General features: G+C 65.9%; 15 protein-coding genes. 10 read left to right on the forward strand and 5 right to left on the reverse strand.

Translation table 11 applies throughout. The features are described from left to right. Position 1: 1 nt before the first annotated feature. The 4 genes from VAR608DRAFT_RS14110 to VAR608DRAFT_RS14130 form a co-directional block, all read right to left on the reverse strand. A complete protein-coding gene (locus tag VAR608DRAFT_RS14110) occupies positions 2-4,498 on the reverse strand; it encodes a LodA/GoxA family CTQ-dependent oxidase (RefSeq protein WP_088954621.1) in 4,497 nt (1,498 codons plus the stop codon). A 309-nt stretch (positions 4,499-4,807) separates the two neighbouring features. After that, complete coding sequence (locus VAR608DRAFT_RS14115; protein ID WP_088954622.1) at positions 4,808-5,938, reverse strand: tyrosinase family protein; 1,131 nt, start codon at positions 5,936-5,938, stop codon at positions 4,808-4,810. Positions 5,939-7,071: 1,133 nt separating this feature from the next. Further along, on the reverse strand, positions 7,072-8,466 hold the full coding sequence (locus VAR608DRAFT_RS14125) for a HesA/MoeB/ThiF family protein (protein WP_088954624.1): 1,395 nt from the start codon (positions 8,464-8,466) through the stop codon (positions 7,072-7,074). After that, positions 8,463-9,134 carry a hypothetical protein gene (locus VAR608DRAFT_RS14130; protein ID WP_088954625.1) on the reverse strand — a complete coding sequence of 224 codons (672 nt, stop codon included), beginning with the start codon at positions 9,132-9,134 and terminating at the stop codon, positions 8,463-8,465. Before VAR608DRAFT_RS14130 ends, VAR608DRAFT_RS14125 begins: the two co-directional genes overlap by 4 nt. Positions 9,135-9,257: 123 nt before the next feature. Here VAR608DRAFT_RS14130 and VAR608DRAFT_RS14135 point away from each other — a divergent pair, with 123 nt between their 5' ends. From VAR608DRAFT_RS14135 to VAR608DRAFT_RS14160, 6 genes are all read left to right on the forward strand, one after another. Then, the gene (locus VAR608DRAFT_RS14135; protein WP_088954626.1) at positions 9,258-9,602 is read left to right on the forward strand and encodes a helix-turn-helix domain-containing protein; all 345 of its coding nucleotides are present in this window, start codon (positions 9,258-9,260) and stop codon (positions 9,600-9,602) included. Then, complete coding sequence (locus VAR608DRAFT_RS14140; RefSeq protein ID WP_157730953.1) at positions 9,599-10,465, forward strand: ImmA/IrrE family metallo-endopeptidase; 867 nt, start codon at positions 9,599-9,601, stop codon at positions 10,463-10,465. The genes VAR608DRAFT_RS14135 and VAR608DRAFT_RS14140 overlap by 4 nt, the downstream gene beginning before the upstream one ends. Positions 10,466-10,746: 281 nt before the next feature. Beyond that, a complete protein-coding gene (locus tag VAR608DRAFT_RS14145; RefSeq protein ID WP_088954628.1) occupies positions 10,747-11,607 on the forward strand; it encodes a LysR family transcriptional regulator in 861 nt (286 codons plus the stop codon). Then, positions 11,571-12,557: an ATP-binding cassette domain-containing protein gene (locus tag VAR608DRAFT_RS14150; RefSeq protein ID WP_088954629.1), complete on the forward strand. Its 987-nt coding sequence runs from the start codon at positions 11,571-11,573 to the stop codon at positions 12,555-12,557. The genes VAR608DRAFT_RS14145 and VAR608DRAFT_RS14150 overlap by 37 nt, the downstream gene beginning before the upstream one ends. Positions 12,558-12,580: 23 nt before the next feature. Further along, a complete protein-coding gene (locus tag VAR608DRAFT_RS14155; RefSeq protein ID WP_088954630.1) occupies positions 12,581-13,405 on the forward strand; it encodes an ABC transporter permease in 825 nt (274 codons plus the stop codon). A 16-nt stretch (positions 13,406-13,421) separates the two neighbouring features. After that, on the forward strand, positions 13,422-14,390 hold the full coding sequence (locus tag VAR608DRAFT_RS14160; protein WP_088954631.1) for a hypothetical protein: 969 nt from the start codon (positions 13,422-13,424) through the stop codon (positions 14,388-14,390). Between the two features lie 13 nt (positions 14,391-14,403). Here VAR608DRAFT_RS14160 and VAR608DRAFT_RS14165 read toward each other — a convergent pair whose 3' ends face one another. Further along, positions 14,404-15,306: a LysR family transcriptional regulator gene (locus tag VAR608DRAFT_RS14165; protein ID WP_197700529.1), complete on the reverse strand. Its 903-nt coding sequence runs from the start codon at positions 15,304-15,306 to the stop codon at positions 14,404-14,406. Positions 15,307-15,408: 102 nt separating this feature from the next. Between VAR608DRAFT_RS14165 and VAR608DRAFT_RS14170 the strand changes: the two genes are divergently transcribed. The 4 genes from VAR608DRAFT_RS14170 to VAR608DRAFT_RS14185 all read left to right on the forward strand — a co-directional run bounded on the left by VAR608DRAFT_RS14170 (position 15,409) and on the right by VAR608DRAFT_RS14185 (position 18,586). Then, on the forward strand, positions 15,409-16,413 hold the full coding sequence (locus VAR608DRAFT_RS14170) for an NAD(P)H-binding protein (protein ID WP_088954633.1): 1,005 nt from the start codon (positions 15,409-15,411) through the stop codon (positions 16,411-16,413). 91 nt (positions 16,414-16,504) lie between these two features. Beyond that, the gene (locus VAR608DRAFT_RS14175) at positions 16,505-17,665 is read left to right on the forward strand and encodes an acyl-CoA dehydrogenase family protein (protein WP_088954634.1); all 1,161 of its coding nucleotides are present in this window, start codon (positions 16,505-16,507) and stop codon (positions 17,663-17,665) included. Between the two features lie 76 nt (positions 17,666-17,741). Next, positions 17,742-17,957 (forward strand): DUF3820 family protein, encoded by a 216-nt coding sequence (locus VAR608DRAFT_RS14180; protein WP_088954635.1) that lies wholly within the window; start codon positions 17,742-17,744, stop codon positions 17,955-17,957. A 140-nt stretch (positions 17,958-18,097) separates the two neighbouring features. After that, a complete protein-coding gene (locus VAR608DRAFT_RS14185; protein ID WP_088954636.1) occupies positions 18,098-18,586 on the forward strand; it encodes a tripartite tricarboxylate transporter TctB family protein in 489 nt (162 codons plus the stop codon). Positions 18,587-18,592 lie beyond the last annotated feature (6 nt).

An 18,592-nucleotide genomic window follows, 5' to 3' on the forward strand; every position in this document is an offset into this window, starting at 1 on the left:
GCTAGTCCTGGTCTTCGCGCTCGCTCTCCACGAAACGCGTGCCATCCTTGACCACGAAGCCCAGCCGGTGCCAGCGCTTGATCATGTCCTCCGGGCCATCGACGATGTCGCGGGTCCACTTCACCGGCGTGTCGCTGGTGCCGACAAAGACATCGTCGGGCCGCTGCGCCGGCCACCAAGCGAGCGGCTCCTCGAACTGGCAGTCGTTGAAGTCCGATTGCCATGGCACCGACATCTGCTGCGTCACGTCGCCCGCCGACAACGCAACCAGCGAGAGCCTGAACGGCTCGGCAAAGGGCAACACGTCTCGCAGGGCCCAACCCGCCTCGATGCCGGGGTAGAACGGCCCGCCGACACAGGTGTCCAGGCCAGCCCGATCCAGCCCTTCTGGCGTGATCTCGGTGGCGGGTGATGGCGGCCCGCTCCAGTCGTTGACGAAGTCGCCGTTCTTCCACTGTTCCAGCACGCGGTACTGGATGCGCGTGACGGGCTGGTTCTGGGCCTCGTCCATCTCGGCCATATCAGCCACGTTGCGCGGCGCGGCCCGCTCGTCGGCCTGCATGCCGTAGTGCTCCGACCAAACCATGGGCATGTCGCCGCCCGAGCCGTCATTGGGGTTGCGCAGGCGCTCGAAGATCGCCGCGCGCACCGCGTCGGGCCCCGGTGGCGGCACGATGGCGGCCAAGGTCTTGTGCGCCGAGCCTGCCAGCGCACTGACCCACTTCATCTGCGTGACCCGCGCCAGCAGCGGGAAGATGTCGCGGCTGAACGAGGGCTGCTCGGGCAGCGCGAAACCGAGCTTGTCCACCGCGGTCTGAAGGAGCACGTCGTACAGCGTGCTGATGCTCTGGACCGCCGGCGCGAACTTCGGCGGGCCGACGATGACCCAGGCCCCCACTGCATGCAGCGTCTGGTCCAGGCCGTGCAACTCCACCGTGGCAGTGACGGGGCCGTCGGACACGTCGTCGTGCCAGCCGTCGTTGTTGGCGAAGGAGGTGATTGGCGCACTGGCAGGCGACGCCGAGTGGCCGAAGCCGCCAAGCACCAGCAGCCGGCCCTGTTCGTCGGTGCGGATCTCGCCGAGCGGCACACTGGCGCCGAGGAAGGTTCCACTGTCAAAGCTGGCCGATTGCGCAACCCCGCTGATCGAGCGCGCACCAGGGTCGATCTCGAGCGTCTTGCGATCGGCGACGCCGGCGTTGCGCAGCGGCGTGTCTTGCTTGAGGCCCTCAAAGCGGGGCCCGGCCGCCTTCTTGTTGGCCAGGTGAACGGTCCAATGAATGGTGGCGTCCTTCGAGTCCAGCTCCTGCACCAGCTTTCCGTGTTCGTCGTAGCCGAACAGACGAAAGCGCGCGGCCTGGCGCTTCACACGGTGCTGCTTGTCCTTGTAGCCGCCGGCCGGCGGCGTGCTGTCGCCGGGAATCTCCGGGCCGATGAAGAATTCGCTCGGGCTGTTGCCGACACGCGCGATGCCGATGGCCGGGTGGATCTTCACCGTGCGAATGGTCTCGAGCTTGGACTTCACGCGCAGCCAATGCGCGATGGACGGCACGCCGGCCTGATTCACCGCGAACAGCATGTAGTGGCCGGGTGGCACCAGGTTCGGGTTGTCGCTCAGGTGCGCGACGAGCTTGCATACACCGCTGCGCCTGAACGCGATGTCGACCAGGCGCTGCTCGCTGTCGCACGAATGCGTGGTGGCCATCGGCCGCACCAGGCTCAGCCACTTGATGTCTTCCGCGTTGGGAATGTGCAGGGAGAACGAATCACCCAGCGTGAGTTCGGCGGGCGCGCTCTCGATGCAAGGTCGCGGCCCGCGGAACAGATACGGCGGGTGATAGACCTCGAGCCGCATTTCGTCGTTGCGCCGGCTCGGGTTGGAGCCGGCGGTGAGCACGCGCGCATCCGGAAGCAGCAGCGCGATCGAGTGGTACATGCGCGGCACACGCGCCCGGGCGCCGGTCGTCCAGGTGTTGGTGACAGGGTCGTAGATTTCCGCCTCGGTCGACGCGGTGAGCGCGTTTTCGGCGATGCCGCTGCCGCCTGTGGCGACCACGGTTCGGTCGGGCAGGATCACGGCGTTGACGTGGATACGGTTGCGAAGCATCGACGGTGCGGCGACGTAGTGCGGACCGGGCGCATCGGTATCGATGATGTGAACGGCGTTGATGCTCGGGCTGCCACCGCCCATCACCATGATCTTTTGCATCTGAGCCGGCGGTAGCAGCACAGTCGCGCCCTGGTCGCGGGCGCCGAAGTTGAAGCTGGCGGGAATGGCCGCCGCCGGCAGCGGCGCATAGGCGCCGGTGGCAGGTATCAGGAAGCCAGGTTGTACGCCCGAGCCGCCCAGCCGCATCCCCGAATGGAATACGCGGCCATCGGCCAACAGGTTCAGGTGCGGGTAAAGCGGCCAGCCGAAGCCCGGCCCCGCCACGGACCAGCCGGTGGGGTTGCTGTAGAGCTCGTTCTCCGGGTTACCTCCGCCCGAGGCAGCCATCACCCGGCCATCACCGAGCGTGATCAGCGCGGGGTACCAGCGGCCCCATTTCATTGGATGCACGAAGGTCCAATGCTCGGTCGCTGGATCGAAGAGCAGTGCCGTCTTCAAGCCGACGAAGGGGTCGTAGCGCTCGGTGCCGCCGCCCACCAGCAATCGCCCGTCGGGGAGGAACGACTGGCCGGCGCAGAACACATCGGCGGGCGTGTTCGGCATCGTCATGGTGCCGCTCTTGTAGTCGTAGACCGCACTGCGGAAGCCCGTGGTATAGAGTTCGTCGTTGCCGCTACCAGCGAAGAACACGATCCTGCCGGTGTGCATCAACGCTGCATGCACCGCGAGCACGGGCAGCTCGCATGGCAGCAGTTCCCAGTAGCCGAGCTTCGCCACGGTCTGCGCGTCAACCGGGCCGGTAGCGGGAACCACCACCGGCTCGAACGGGTGCTCGTGATCCATCGCATCCGGCGTGTGGGCATGCTCCTGCATCTGCACCACGTGCTCGGGTGTGCCCGCGTCGGCCGGCATGGTCATCGGCATCGGGCTGTCACCGCGCGTCGGGGGCTGCTGCGTCGGCCGCAACGGCTCGCGGCCCATGCAGCGCGTCAGGTCCACCGGTGTGCACTCGTTGTCGCAGCAGCCCAGAGGCAGCACCAGCTGGGTCTGCTTGAGCACCGCATCCGTGATCCAGACCTTCTGCGTCGCGCGAATCAGCCCGGCGAGGCCGGCCATCATGTGCTCTTCGACGTGGCAGTGGAACAGGAAGTCGGCGCACAGCTCTGTCAGGCACGCATCGGCCGGCGGGCAGCACTGCAGTTGCTCCAGCTCGCAGGGCAGGCGTAGGGCCGGAGGCACTTCAGTGTCGACAATGAAGGTCTCGACCGGACTCAGCGCGTGCACGTCGCTGGCGCCGCCTGGCGGCGACGGAATCTGCCAGCGCGACGCGTGGGGGTGGAAGTTGTGCCACATGCTGCCGGTGTCGAGATTGAACAGGTACCAGCGGATCGTTTCGCCCGAGTTGGCGCTGATGATCGGCGTGTTGCCGACGAACGCGCGGCCGTTGAGGCAGAAGCTCGCCTTGCCGCCACCACCCGAAAACACGATGTGCTGGTTGTCACCGGAATTGGTCCAGATCACCTCGGTGCCGGCGGTGATGGTGATGTCGGCCGGGGTGAATTTGTTGTCTTCGATCTTCACGTTCACCGCCGCGGTGGGCGAACCGGCCACCACGTGCACACTCCCCGCCATGCTGGGGCCGTGAATCCGGCAGATGTAGTCGGTGGTCTGGTCGGCCGCCAGGAACTTGAACTTGAACACGTCGCCGTGCGAGAGCATCGGACTTTCGAACTGCACACTGCCGCTGGAGCCGGCCATCACGTGAAAGAACATCGGCACTTCGTGATCGACGCGTGTTGCGCGCGGGTCTCGGACGATGATGCCGCCCAGCAACCCACGGTTGATATTCATCTGCACGTGCCGCACGTGATCGTGGAAAGGCCATGCGCCGATCGTCTCGGAGGTGATGTCGAAGACATAGGTCCAGGTCTGGCCGGGCAGGATCTCGTCGCTGCGCCGCCCGTCCTTGCTCGCCACGCCGCGCGGCCATGCGCCATCGGAGTCGATGCCATAGCGCAGGCCGTGCACGTGCAGGCTGTGGCAATCGCGCGGGTCTGCGTTGCGCAAGTGGATGCGCAGGCGCTCGCCGGGCTTGGCCCAGATCAGCGCGCTCGGTACGCGCCGGTCCCATGGGGGCTCGGCGACGTCGGAAGGCACCAGAGGCGCGGTGTTCGGGATCGTGTAGTCCCCGTCGAGGTACTCGCGATAGACCAATGCGTCAACACGCGCGTCGAGAATCTCCTCGGCCGGGATACGGCCGAGTTCATGGCCATCGTTGAACTGGCAATCGCGACCATAGCGCCTCGCGCATAGAAGCGGCGCGAGTGGGCTGTAATCAAGGAGGGGCTCGATCTGCAGGAAGATGTCACGGCTGGCGCATGCGGACATGGCTCGTCCCCCTAAGTTGTTGGGACCTCATTTGAGATCCCCTTGGTGGGAGCAAGCATCCCCATCTTTGTGGATTGCAGTTCGCCAAGGGTCGTGGGTGATCCGTGACCGCAGTCAATCGCTTCACTTGGCCACGCTTTGACCTGCGTGCGTGCGCACTCCATCTGTTGGATGCAATCAAAAAGGAGAAAGGGCGTCCGCATGCAACGGACGCCCCTTCAATTGGGCAGTCTCTACCCCTACGGAATCAAACGCACCGCAAATCGCGTGACGGGCCGCTCAATCCGTCGCATGGCTCCTCCGAGGAACTCACTGCTTTTCCATGCGCGCAGCGGTGTCTTGCAGCGACTTTCTTGCGGGCGCACTGTGCACCATCCCAGCCAATTCGTGCACTACTGAACCGAGCAGCTGATCCTTCTGCCGGGCCGATAGTTGATTCCATACCGGACCGGGACCACCCGGCACTGGGTGAGGCTTGCCGTCGGGCCCGATGACCACACCCGGCGCATCGTTGATCACACCGAACAGTACCCGCGTGAGCGAGAGCACGTTGTCAAACTTGGGCACCCGGACCTCGTCGTCATAGACATAGCCCAGTGGATGGGTGTCAATCACGCTTGCCGGCGTGGCGGTGCCGGCCCACGGTGGCGGCGGTTCGGCGTTGAAGATCATCGCGTCTTGCAAGTTGTGACCTTGAGCTGCTCCGCTGACCGGAAGGTACGGAGCGGAACTCAAGTGCCTACCCTGCCATCGCGACCACAGGCGATCGATGTTTGCGTGATGCAAGAAGAACACCGGGTCGTTGGGCGAGGTCATGTTTCCCATGGTGCCGCCGACCCACCGGTGGACTAGATTGTGCAGAGAGATTTCCAGGCTGGCACGAAAGCCGCCTGTATTCCCTGCCCACGGGAAGTTGTCGTACGGAGTGATGCCGAGAACGCTATTGACCTGTGCGAGCGACGGAAGTGCCGTGGCCGTAGGGTCTGCGCCAAAGTTGCGCTGCAAGAAGTTGGGATCGCCGGGGTTGTCCTTGATCTTGATCGTCCAATGCGCAGACGCGGTAGATGCAAATGGCCCGTCGACAACCATACTTGTTGGCCCCGAGCCATTGGTGCCGAGGAAATCGACCGTGAACGGGAAGGATGCTGGATCCGTCCAGTCCCAGTAGGGCAGGGTCACAGCGGGATCGACTGCCTCCAGATCGTTCTCGAACTGCAGCAACATCTCGCGATGCCATGGGAAGAAGGCGGGCCGCTGATGTGCCCAACCTGGCGTGGCCGTCATGGCGTTCATGTGGATGTCCGCATAGTCGTCGTAGCGGCTGAGCGAAGCGTCACCTGGGTGCAGAACGCTGGGTCGATTCTTCAGCGCAATGACAGCGTTGACAAATGCCTTCTTCTCGCCCGCGCTCAGACGGGCCACACTTTTCCTGATTCGCATGTCAGTCCTCGTTGGTGGTGGTTGGTCGGGTCGGGGCAGAAGAGGAATGCGCACTCCTGCCTCGCGCACCCGAGTGATACGGCGATTGCCGCCTGTTCGTCATCCCCAACGGGTGGGAGTCTGGAGTCGGCAGGACAACTCTGAGCGGCTGCCGCTGTCCATGGCGCAAATCAGCACGGCACGTGAACGTCGCGAGTGCTTCGATTCCGCGACACGTTGGCACGCATTGGCTGCTCAGCTCGATTGCTTCCCTGAAAGGTGAAGCCAGTGCCAGCAGGAGCGCCCCAAAATCTGGGGGGCCATTCCCGCTGCCAACAAGACGGCGACTGCCGCTCTCAATATCCTTGATGCCAGAAGCCGCCTGTGGCCAACGACAACACATGGCCCGACTGTGTGATGGACATGAAGGCTCTGGCGTGCCCAGCCCGTCTCTCAGAGCCCGCAGGGGGTTGCGTGAGCATGGCCCGGCTGCTCGCGATGCCAAAGAGCTGGATGTGATCGCCCGTCTTGTCGACAGCATCTTCGGGCAATTCAATGTTGCTGCTTGGCGTACCCGAATGGCCTTCTGCGACAACGAGGCGCGGTGAATGCACCAAGCCGCCACCTGAAGGTCCCTCATGGACAGGCGGCTGCAGGCACGCGCTCATCGCGGCAACGCGGGGGTTATCCGGCGAATTCCGCGGCGCTGTCGACCGTCCACTTCTGGTCCGCTTCTGACCCGGCTGCGAAGGGCTCTTGGCCCGACTTTACGAGCTCAGTTTCGACACTCGGGAGATAGCAGGCTCGGATTCATGTCTAGCGAATCTCGCAAGCACGCAGAAGCTACCTACTCGCGCCTTCTGCGATTCGCAAACTTCGAGGGCGTGCAGGTCCTTGAAGCCCCCAATCCAAGTATTGCAGCCCGACTCTTGGACTCTCCCTATAGCTACGGATGACACGGTGCGTTCAGGGAACTGACGACTCGCCATGACGCTCCGATGCGGTGGCTTCACCCGCAGCTGAAGCAAGGAATTTGTGCTGAGCGAGCTTCGAAACCTGATACCCAATCACTGCTTGCCAAGTCTGGGGCTGCCTTCAAGGGATGCCCAGCCAAGGCTCCGTGAAGATCGTTCGTGTCAGTCCGGCAAGATTTGTTAGGTTCTATACACCCTATACGGCGACTTGTCGCCGGCAGCGATGAGCGAAGGCAGCGCGCAACCTGGCTTACATGTGCAGCGCCGCTTGGACTCCATCGTGGAGTCGACGAAGCGATACCGCTGAACGCCGCTGTCGGCCAGCCCCAGGGGCGCGATCACCAAGTTCAGCATCTGGAGGAACTGCTGGCTGGCGCAGGCCATGGAAAAGCCGAACACGTTCTGGCGGGCCCTGAGGGGGTGGTCCCCGGGCAGACCCTCGATGTACTGTGGGTCGTCCAGGCGTCCTTCACGCTCCGTCTGCACGTACGCGGTGTCGTATTGGCCCAGGCACTGCAAGCACGCACGGCCCGGCCCCACGGTCTGCGCTGTCCAGTCCGCGCCGACCAACTGCCGGCTGCGATTGGTCCGCACCAGGATTCCTCCATCGATCACCGGGATCAGGTGCCCGTACGCAATGTGGTTCAGCACATGACGGCCCCACGGCCGGTCCACGCACGAGAACAGCACGTCGCAGTCCAAGGCCAGTCGGTAGGCCTCTGGTTCGTAAACGGCATGCGGCACCTCCTCGACCAGGAACCTCTCCGCCGTCGCGATGGAGCGCAGCCTCTCGGCGAACACACGCACCTTGGGCTTCCCCACGTCTGAAGGAAGGGCGTAGCACAGACGGTCGAGATTGTGCTCGTCCACCTTGTCGAAGTCGAACACCCGCACGTGCTGGATGCCTGTACGTGCCAAGCCTTCACCGATGAAGCCGCCGGTACTTCCCGCCCCCACAACGCCGACCCGTAGCCGGGCGAGATCGGCCTGCTTCTGCTCACCCCACGCTGACACGGTACGGACCAGCCGTCCGCTCGCCCGAGGCGCAGGCACCAAGTCCGGACAGAAAGTTGTCCGGAGAGCTTCGCCGACCACGCGCACGTTTTCACACCAGTTGGGACGCCAGTCTCGGGGAGCATGGCGATACCAGAACCTTGCGCTCCAGGACTGGTCAGACCCTGCGAGAGTAAGCCCCACGAAGGGAAAATCCGTTGCGCCCATCACGGCACCGGCGTTCCCACTCTCCGCAGCGACATCTGGGACGCTCATACCCTGCCACCCTGCGCCGAGCGGATGGCTGTGCAGCATCGCAAGCCCTGCGCCGCGGGCAGCGGCGGTGGCGAGTGCGCGCTCAAAGAAAAGCGGCGTGAAGCTCACGTTGCCGTGCAGTATCCGGTCCCCTTCGCCTGGGAGGATCAATTCCCGGACCAGTGCCGTAGTCCGAGTGGCACCGGAACTCGGACTCCACAACGCGAAACATATGTCCTCCTGACCGTCGGCACGGAGCAGATGGGCGGCCGCCTGCTCGTGCACGGCGGCCGTCATCGCAGCGCTGAAGGTGGGTGTCCCGCTCATTGGCTATCCCACAGGCGCCAAATGTGGCTCAGGTAGGCAGCCACGGTCTTGCGGCCGGTGCTCCAGTCCTGGAACGGTCGCGACCAGTATTGCCACGGCTCGCTCAGGGCTTGGCTGAACTTCGCCGAGTGCTCGAGGTAAATAGCGCCGTACGGGTGCGTGCCGCTCGTGTTGATAGGGAACACGCGGGGTGAGACGTGAGGTCCGCTGGGCGGGGTTTCAGGAAAGTCCTGCGGGACGATCACGCCGACCTTTACTTTGGTGCCTGCTTTCGTTCCTGAGGGCACCACGTAGTCGAAATAGAGGTGATCAGGATGGCCGGGTACGGTCGCAACGCTGAAGCCCGCCTCGGCCAAGCCGCGGGCGAATGCCCCGGGCCCCGTCAAGGCGCCGTCGGAAACGGGGGTGGCGCCGGAGAGCACGGTCTGGAAGTGCACCCCGTTCTTGAGCGCGATGGGCTCATCGGGATTGCCCTGGTAGCTGATCCGGTCGTTGCCGTGAATCTGCACCAAGTAGTAGTTTGCGGGGTCGCGCTTGGCCAAGTCGGAAATGATCTGGCGCGCTGTGAGGCTGCTCACCTCCACATCCTCGCGTTCACCGTCCACGAAGATGTGAACGTCCTGTTTCCGGTCGCCATCCGGCTTGCTGGCTGAAGCGTCAGCTTGCATAGGTTTTCCCTATTTGCAGTCGACCCACTTCCAACGCACAATGCGGAAACGACAAGATCGACTTGTCGAGAAATATAGCGATAACTTGTCGATACCGTCAAGTTCTAGTTGTCGACTTCGAAAATGAACCCCAAGGACGATCTCTTCCCGTCACGGCTAAAGGCTGCCCGCGAGCTACGGCAGCTGAGCCAGCAAGCACTCGCCGAGGCCGCTGCCCTGCCTTCCACATCCATTTCCCACTTCGAAGGAGGCACGCGCAAGCCGTCCTTCGACAACTTGAAGCGGCTGGCGGATAGCCTCAGGGTCAGCGCCGACTACCTGTTGGGCCGGGTTGACGCGCCTGAAGAGGTTGGCACCCCGGACACACTGGCGCGGCACGCGGCGAAGCTCACCCAGGAAAATCTACAACTGGCCGAGGCATTCCTCGACCTGCTGGCAAAGAAAGACGCGGAGAAGCGCAAGTCGTGAGCCGGCCCATTCCTGATGCTGGTGCCGCGGAGATCCAGGCCCAACAGGTTCTTGCAGAGCGCGGCTTCAAGGCTTTGCCCGTGGACCCGATCGTGATCGCCGAAGGGTGCGACATCGCAGTGCAGCCCGCGCCGAGCACAAAGCCCGGCGTATCTGGGCTGCTGCTTCGTCACGGTACGACGTTCGGCATCCTGTACTCGACGGCGATCTCCAGCACCGGTTTCCAGAGATTCAGCGTCGCACATGAACTGGGGCACTACTTCATGCCAGGTCACGTGGAAGCGGTGCTAGGAACGAACGGTAAGGTCCACGAATCACGCGCCGCAAGCGGCAGCAGCGACCCCTACGAGCAGGAGGCGGATTCCTTCGCGGCCGCTCTCCTGATGCCGAAGGATTGGTTCACCAGTGCCCTCCGCAAGAGCGACGACGGCATGGACGGCGTGGAGCACCTGGCCGAACTGTGCGGGACTTCGCTCGTTGCCACCGCGAACCGATATGTGGACCACACGTCTATTCCCGCGGCAGTGATCGTCAGTTCGAATGGGCGAGTCGAGTACTGCAAGTGGTCGCCGTCGCTGCGGGAGTTCCGCGGCCTAGACTGGCCTCGCCGTGGTGAACCGGTTCCTATCGGCAGTATCACCGCCCGCTTCACCGCTTCGTCGGCCTTGGTGTCGGGCGCGAGTCGCTCCGATGGGACCGGGGAGCTGAAGGACTGGTTTAACGGTCCTTACGATCTTGAGGTGTCGGAGGAAGTCCGTAGCCTTGGCAACTGGGGCAAGGTCCTCACCGTGCTCACCCTCGACACTTTCGCTGACGAAGTCGAGGACGATGCGCCGCCCCGCTGGGGAAATCGGTTCAGGTGAGGCGAGCCAACGGCCGAAGCTACTGCAGATCCGCTGTTTGCGGCGACTCGCGGCCCTGGCGCTGAATGAATTGCGTCCAACCTGGATGAACGTCTGAAATGAGAGCGAGCGCGCAGGTGCGATGACGATCTAACATTCTGTTTGCTGGACGCGGAGGCGAGTAGCGCAACCAGCGCCGTGTTGACAATTTGCACCTGTGGGTTGCGGTCTACGGCGCCTGAATTCCGAACAGCTGCGGGCGCAGATGTTGACAATGTGTTGGGCGCTTCTGGCAGACCTTCGTGCAGATCGCAGATCACGGCAGCCTGACCAAGGCGGCCGACGTGCTCGGCAGCTCGCTGCCCGCGGTCGTGCGCTCGCTCGCCGCGCTCGAAGCGCATCTGGGGGTTCGGCTTTTCCATCGCACCACGCGCCGCATCTCGCTCACCTCGGAAGGCCGCACCTACCTGCAGAGCGCACGCGAGGTGCTGGCCGCGGCCGATGCCGCCGATCGCGCGCTCACGGTCGACGCGGCCGAACCGACCGGCCGGCTCATCGTGACCGCGCCGGTGCTGTTCGGCCACATGTACGTGTCGCCGGCGATCGTTCGCTTTCTGCAGCGCTACGAGAAGATGCGTTGCAGCGTGCTGCTGCACGACCGGCCCGTGAACCTGCTGGAAGAAGGCGTCGATGTCGGCATCCGCATCAGCGCGCTGGAGGACTCGTCGCTGGTCGCGCAGCAACTCGGCAGCATCCGCCGCGTGGTGGTCGCGAGCCCCGAATACCTGCTGAGGCATGGCAGACCGAAGCATCCGCGCGATCTGCTGAAGGCGAACTGCGTGCACATCCACCCCACCACCACCGGCCCCTGGCGGTTCCGCGACGAAGGCCGGCCGATCGCCGTGTCGACCGAGGGGAATCTGGAGTTCAACCACATCGCGCCCGCGGTCGAGGCGTGCGCCGCGGGCATGGGCTTCGGCAGCTTCTTTTCCTATCAGGTCCTGCCGCACGTCACGCGCAAGCGCCTGGAAATCGTGCTCGAGGAATTCGAGCCGCCGCCTCGGCCCGTGAGCGTGATCTATCCCCACGCCCGCCTGCTGCCGGCACGCACGCGGGTCTTCGTCGAATGGATGAAGCAGGAATTCGCCGGGATTCGGCTCTGACGGTCCTGCGCCACAATGGGCCGGTGCCGACACCCCTCCTCCAGGCCCACGGCCTTTTCAAGCGCTACGGCGAGTCCGTGGTGGTCAACGACCTCTCGTTCGAGATCGCGCCCGGCGAATGCCTCGGCGTGATCGGCCCGAACGGCGCCGGCAAGACGACGACCATCCGCATGTGCCTCGGCCTCACGGCGCCGGACCACGGCACGATCGAGGCGCTGGGCGGGCTTTCGATGCCGCGCGATGCGCGCGCGATCAAGGCGCAGCTCGGCGTGGTGAGCCAGTTCGACACGCTCGACCCCGACTTCACCTGCGCCGAGAACCTCATGGTCTACGCGCGCTACTTCGGCATGCGCCGCTCGCAGATCATGCCGCGCATCCCTCAGCTGCTGGAGTTCGCGGCGCTGTCGCACAAGGCCGATGCGCGGCCCGGCGAGCTCTCCGGCGGCATGCGGCGGCGCCTGTCGCTGGCGCGCGCGCTGGTCAACGATCCCAAGCTCCTGATGCTCGACGAGCCCACCACCGGCCTCGACCCGCAAGCGCGGCACCTCATGTGGGAACGGCTCCAGGTGCTGCTGCAACAGGGCAAATCGATCCTGCTGACCACGCACTTCATGGACGAGGCCGAGCGTCTGTGCTCGCGGCTCCTGGTGCTCGACCATGGGCGCAAGATCGCCGAGGGCCGGCCGCGCGACCTGATCGCGCAGCATCTGGAGCCGGACGTGGTCGAGCTCTACGGCGACGGCGCGCTCGAACTCGCGCACTCGCCGCTCAAGGACTACGCGGCGCGCGTGGAAGTGAGCGGCGAGACGGTTTTTTTCTACACGCAGGACGCGCGCGGCCTGATGGCGGCGCTGGGCGACCGCAGCGGCCTGCGCACCTTTCATCGGCCGGCGAATCTGGAAGACCTGTTCCTCAAGCTCACGGGTCGCCAGATCCGCGAAGATGGCTGACCGCGACCCAGGAGACAAGACGCATGTCCGCAGTGATCGATGCCGCACCGCCCGCCCGCTCCGTCTGGCGCCCGCCCGAGCTCTCGACGCGCTGGTGGCCGGTGTTCCTGCGCAACCTGCTGGTGTGGCGCAAGCTCGCGATCCCGAGCCTGATCGGCAACATCGCCGAGCCGCTGATCTGGCTGGTGGCCTTCGGCTACGGCATGAGCGCACTCGTGGGCCAGGTCGAGGTGGAAGGCACGCGCATCCCCTACATCCTCTTCCTGGCGAGCGGCTCGATCTGCATGAGCGCGATGAACGCGGCTTCGTTCGAGGCGCTCTATTCGGCCTTCTCGCGCATGCACGTGCAGAAGACCTGGGACGGCATCATGAACGCACCGGTCGGCCTCGACGACGTGGTGCTGGCCGAGATGCTGTGGGCCGGCTTCAAGGCGATCTTCACCACCACCGCGATCCTCTTCGTGATGCTGGCGCTGGGCATCAGCCACACGCCGAAGCTCTTCATCGCGTGGCTGGTGCTGGTGGGCTGCGGCATCACCTTCTCGTGCATCGCGCTGATCTTCAATGCGCTCGCGAAGGGCTACGACTTCTTCACCTACTACTTCACGCTGTTCATGACGCCGATGATGTTCCTCTCGGGCGTGTTCTTTCCGCTGGAGCAACTGCCCGGCGTGGTGCGCGCGGTGGCCGCGTGGCTGCCGCTGACCAATGCGGTGATGCTGGTGCGGCCGCTCTTCATGGACCAGTGGCCCGACGACTGGCTGCGGCATGCCGTGGTGCTCGTCGCCTACACGGTCGCCGCGTACTGGATTGCGCTCGGACTCACGCGCCGCCGGTTCAGGGCCTGAACGCGAAGGAGATGGCATGAAGCGGATCATGGGTGGCGTCCTGCTGGCATCGGCATTTCTCCTCGGCGCCTGCACGACGGCGCCGACGGCGCCGCCCAGACGGCCCGCTGGATGGGCCGCACCGGAGGCGATCGTCGCGCCTTCGTCCTTCAACGGCGTGCACGGCTTCTCGATCGAGGCCCTGGACCCCGCCACCGGCGATCCGCGCATGCCGACCAGCGGCAAGCTCGCGGTACCGGCCGGCATGAAGATCGACGGCAACGACCTCTTCGTCGCCGACGTCTTCGGCTTCCGGCAGGTCGATGCGACGAGCGGCGCGGTGCGCGACATCTTCCGCATGCAGCGCGATCCGGATCTCGAATACCCGTTCGCGGTCGGCCTCTCGCCCACGCACTTCGCGCTGGCCTCGTGGTTCAGCGGCACGGTGCAACTGGTCGATCGCAAGACCTTGAAGACCAGCGGCGTGATCCGCGGCCTGAAGGCGCCGTACGACGCCATCCCGATGCAAGGCGGCAGCGTGATCTACGCCGAGTTCGCGACCGGCAGCATCACGCGAGCCAACGGGCCGAAGTTCGAGCAGAAGGAAGTCATCGCCAGCGGCCTCGGCGGCCCGGTGCAGATGATCCTCGGCAAGGACGGCGCGCTCTACGTGACCGAAGCCACGGGCAAGCTCACGCGCATTCCGCTCGATGCCAGCGCGCCGCTGCGCGCGGTCGCGGAGGGCTTGGCCATGCCCGAGGGCGTGGCGCAGACGCCGTGGGGCAGCTTCATCGTCGCGGAAAGCGCCGCGCGGCGGGTGGTGGAGATCGACCCGGCCGCCGGCACGCGGCGCAGCGTCGCCGAAGGCCTGCCGATCGGCCTCGAGGGCGGCCCCGGCGTGCCGCCGCCCTACGTGCCAACGGGCGTGGCGGTGGGCAGCGACGGGACGGTCTACGTGACTGCGGACCGCAACAACGCGCTCTATCGGATCCGGCCGCAGCGCTGAGTTCCCGCCGGCTTCACGCGCCGGGCGCTGCCCTGCCGCAGTACGCGGTCAGGGCGGCGACCAGATGCGCGAAGGTCACGTGCACGCGGCGCATGCGCCGCAGGTCCTCGTGCATGCTGACCCAGGTCTCGAGCCCGTGGCTGAAGGCGCGCGGCAGCACCGGCACCAGCTTCGGGTCGCGCGCGGCCAGCGCCTTCTGGCACACGCCGATGCCGAGCCCGGCGCGGATCGCACCGAGCTGCGCGATCTGGTTGTCGGTGCGGCAACTGAACATCGAGCGCCGGAGGTCGATGCCGAGGTCGCGCAACCAGCGCAGGTGGGCCGTCTCGCGATCCGGCCCGATCAGCGCGAAGCGGCCGAGATCGTCGAGGCTCTTCGGCGTGCCGTGCTTCTTCAGATAGTCCGCCCGCGCGAAGAAGCCGAGCTCGACCGTGCCGACGCGCGTCGCGACGAGGGCCGCCTGCGTGGGCCGTGCCATGCGTATCGCGATGTCGGCTTCATGCCGCAGCAGGTCCTCGTTGCGATTGGTCAGGCTGAGCTCGAACGCGAGGCCCGGGTGCTTGCGCTGCAGGTCGGCCAGCATCGAAGGCAGCACCTCCGCGCCCATGACCTCGCTGACCGTGATGCGCACGCTGCCGGACGCCGCACCGGTGTCGGCCGACGCCGCGCGTGCAAAGGCATCGGCCGCGGCGCCCATGGCCTCGGCATGGGCGCCGAGATCGCGCGCCGCATCGGTCGGCGTCAGACCGGTGGGCGAGCGCGTGAACAAAGCGACGCCGATGGAGCGCTCCAGCGCATCGAGACGGCGCCGCACCGTGGGCTGCGCCACGCCCATCGCGCGCGCGGCGGCGGAGAGGCTGCCCTCGCGCAGCACGGCGAGAAAGGCGCGCTGGCTTTCCCAGTCGAGTGGATTCATGCTCATACATTTCATACTAGCTGACTGCACAGTTAACACAATTGTGTTTATCCATGCCTGGCCGAAGAATCGCTTCATCACGCAACTCAAGAGGAAGCAGTCATGGAAAGAGGTACGGCACTGGTGCTCGGCGCGACCGGCGGCATCGGCGGGGAAACCGCCGCAGCCCTGCTGCGGCGGGGCTGGAAGGTGCGGGCGCTGGCCCGCGACCCGGCCCGGGCAGCCGCGCAATGGCCCGCCGGCACCCTGCGCCCGGAGTGGGTCGCGGGCGATGCGATGGACGCCGCGAGCGTGCTTGCCGCCGCGCGCGGCGCCGCGCTGATCGTGCATGCGGTCAACCCGCCGGGCTATCGGGACTGGGAGACGCTGGTGCCGCCGATGCTCGAGAACACCCTCCGCGCGGCCGAAGCCACGGGCGCGCGGATCGTTCTGCCGGGCAACGTCTACAACTACGGGCCCGACGCCTTTCCCGACATCGACGAAAGCGCGCCGCAGCACCCCGTCACGCGCAAGGGGGCGATCCGCGTGCGGATGGAGCAACGCCTCTGCGAATCGGCCACGCGCGGGGTGCGCACGCTCGTGGTTCGGGCGGGCGACTTCTTCGGGCCGCGTGCGCACAGCAACTGGTTCGCGCAGGGGCTCGTGAAGGCCGGGCGACCGCTCGCTTCGATCGGCGATCCGGGTCGCCCTGGCCTCGGCCACCAGTGGACCTACCTGCCCGACATGGCCGAGGCCATCGCGCAGCTCGTCGAGCGCGAGCATGCGCTCGCGACCTTCGAGAGCGTCCACATGGCCGGCCACTGGGACGCCGACGGCACGCAGATGCAGGCCGCGATCCGGCGCGCGAGCGGGCGGCCCGACCTCCCGGTGCGGCGTTTTCCATGGCGGCTCGCGATGCTGGCCTCGCCGTTCGTGCCGATGCTGCGCGAGCTGCGCGAGATGCGCTACCTGTGGCAAAAGCCCGTGCGCCTCTGCAATGCGCGGCTGGTGGCGCTGCTGGGGAGCGAGCCGCACACGCCGCTCGACGCGGCGGTCCGCGCGACGCTCGAAGGGCTGGGCTGCCTGCAGGCACCCCGCGCCCGCAGCGGCGAACGGCAGGCGGCGTAACAGCCTGTAGCCACTTCCCGCAAGCGCCCCGCGCCGGGCGCGTCCTACAGTCTCCGGATCAGGCACCACGAGCGGACCGACCGGAGACAGCATGCAGTACACCCACGAACATCTCGAGATCCAGAAGACGCTGCGCCGCTTCATCGACGAGCAGATCAATCCGCATGTCGACGAATGGGAAGCGGCGGAGCAGTTTCCGGCGCACCAGGTCTTCCGCCAGCTCGCGGCGCTCGGACTGCTGGGGCTGAACAAGCCCGAGGCCTACGGCGGCTCGGGGCTCGACTATTCCTACGCGATGGCGATGGCCGAGGCGCTCGGCCACGTGAGCTGCGGCGGCATCCCGATGGCGATCGGCGTGCAGACCGACATGTGCACGCCGGCGCTGGCCCGCTTCGGCAGCGATGCGCTGCGGCGCGAGTTCCTCGCGCCCGCCATCGCGGGCGAGACGGTCGGCTGCATCGGCGTGAGCGAACCGGGCGCCGGCAGCGACGTCGCGGGCCTGAAGAGCCATGCGCGCAAGGACGGCGGCGACTATCTCATCACCGGGCAGAAGATGTGGATCACCAACAGCCTGCAGGCCGACTGGATGTGCATGCTGGTCAACACGAGCGACGGCCCGGCGCACCGCAACAAGTCGCTGGTCATGGTGCCCATGAACAGCCCCGGCATCACGAAGGCGAAGAAGATCCGCAAGATCGGCATGCATTCGAGCGACACCGGCCTCATCTACTTCGACGAGGTGCGCGTGCCGCAGCGCTATCGCATCGGCGAGGAGGGCCAGGGCTTCGTCTACCAGATGCAGCAGTTCCAGGAAGAGCGCCTGTGGTGCGCCGCCAGTTCGCTGGTGCCGCTGGACGAATGCATCGCCGAGACCATCGAGTGGGCGCAGCAGCGCAAGCTCTTCGGCGGCACGCTGGCCGACCAGCAGTGGGTGCAGTTCAAGCTCGCCGAGCTCAAGACCGAGGTCGAGGCGCTGCGCGCCCTCACCTACCGCGCCTGCGAGCTGCACATGGACGGCCAGGACGTGACCGAGCTCGCCTCGATGGCCAAGCTCAAGACCGGCCGCCTCACGCGCGAGGTGGCCGACACCTGCCTGCAGTTCTGGGGCGGCATGGGCTTCACCTGGGAGAACCGCGTCTCGCGCCTGTACCGCGACGGCCGGCTGGCCTCGATCGGCGGCGGCGCGGACGAGGTGATGCTGGGCATCCTCGCGAAGACGATGGGCATCGCGAAGCGGCCGGCGAGGGAGTGAGCAGGCTCCGTGCGGCCGTAGAGAATCCGGGCATGCACGACCCCACTCCATCGGCCTCCCATCCCGCCCTGCGGCCATGAAGCCCGAAGACCTCGAAAAGCTCGTCACGCTCGAAATGCCCTTCGGCAAGTACAAGGGCCGCGTGATCGCCGACCTGCCCGGCAACTACCTGAACTGGTTCGCGCGCGAAGGCTTCCCCAAGGGAGAGATCGGCCGGCTCCTGGCGCTGATGCAGGAGATCGACCACAACGGCCTCAAGGGCCTGCTCGCACCGCTGCGCCGCAAGGGCTGAAGGCCCGCTGCATCCGCGTACGCGCCACTGCCGATGGTGCTAGGTGGAAGTGCCTACCGAACAAGTCAGCCAAAAGTCAGGTAAGCGGGATGACCCTCATCGAGTTCTTCATGACAACGAGGGTCGAGAGACAAAGAGACATGCGTATCAAGAGTCAGGCAGACTTCTATTCGGGACTCATGTTCATCGCCGCGGGCGGCGCCTTCGCCATCGGCGCCACCTCCTACAGCATCGGCGAAGGCGCCCGCATGGGGCCGGGCTACTTTCCGCTCATGCTGGGGATCCTGCTGGCGATCCTCGGGGCAGCGGTGCTGTTCCAGTCGCTGGTGGTCGAGACGGTCGACGGCGACCCCATCGGCAAGTGGGCGTGGAAGCCGCTGTTCTTCGTGCTGGCGGCCAACCTCGCCTTCGGCGTGCTGCTCGGCGGCCTGCCGAGCATCGGCGTGCCGGCGATGGGCATGATCATCGCGATCTACGCGTTGACGATCATTTCGAGCCTCGCCGGAGAAGACTTCAATCTGAAGGACGTGCTCATCCTGGCAACGATCCTGGCCGCGGGCAGCTACATCGCCTTCATCTGGGCGCTGAAGCTGCAGATCCAGGTCTGGCCCACCTTCATCTCGGGTTGAGGAGGG

This window comes from Variovorax sp. HW608 (assembly GCF_900090195.1).
Lineage (GTDB): Bacteria > Pseudomonadota > Gammaproteobacteria > Burkholderiales > Burkholderiaceae_C > Variovorax.